Here is a 645-nt window from a genome sequence, read left to right as displayed (position 1 = left end):
GCAGCACGCCGCGGATCAGGTCGGCGCCGGGGTTGCGCCCGCCGGGCGGGCCGGGTGGAGGGCCGTCGCCCTTGCGCCCCTTCTTGCCGTCGGCCTCGGGCGGCGGCGCAAGGCCGCGCTTGCCCTCGTCGAGCGCCTTGCGCAGCGCCGTCCATTGCACGCCGCGCGACCCGAGCCGGTCCCATGCGCCGCCGCCGATCACGGCATAGACGCCGACATTGGCGACATCGAGGATATCGACTCCGTCGCGCAGCCGCGCGAACGCCGGCTCGCCGCTGAACGGCGCGTGGCGCGATGGCGACGGAAAGATCAGCGCCCGCGTCAGGCCGTCGGCGCGCGCGAGGCTGACCAACGTCGAATTGCCGTTGAGCGCGCGGCTCACGTCGTTGCCGGGATTGCGATCGTCGGCCGAGCCGGTGTCGCTGGTGTCGGGCGAGCCCGAGATTTCGACAAGCCCGATCTGCGTCGCGCCGTTGACGAGGCCGGGGGTCACCGGCTTGCCGCGCGCGTCGATGATCGTCGCGCCGGCGGGCGCCGAACCACCCGCGGCGACCGAGACGATGCGGCCGTTCTCGATGACGATGGTCGCGTCGCTCACCGGCGTATCGCCCTCCATCGTCCACGCCTCGGCATGCGTCACCGCGA

The 645-nt window shown here is 73.3% G+C and carries 1 pseudogene; it reads right to left on the bottom strand.

The annotated features are described in order from the left end of the window. Window positions 1-645, bottom strand: a pseudogene (locus B1A78_RS22930) (hypothetical protein); the annotation flags it as partial.

The organism is Sphingopyxis sp. KK2, from assembly GCF_001990265.1.
GTDB lineage: Bacteria > Pseudomonadota > Alphaproteobacteria > Sphingomonadales > Sphingomonadaceae > Sphingopyxis.
Note: the sequence above shows the minus strand (reverse complement) of the source record. Positions and strands in the feature narration are given on the sequence as shown.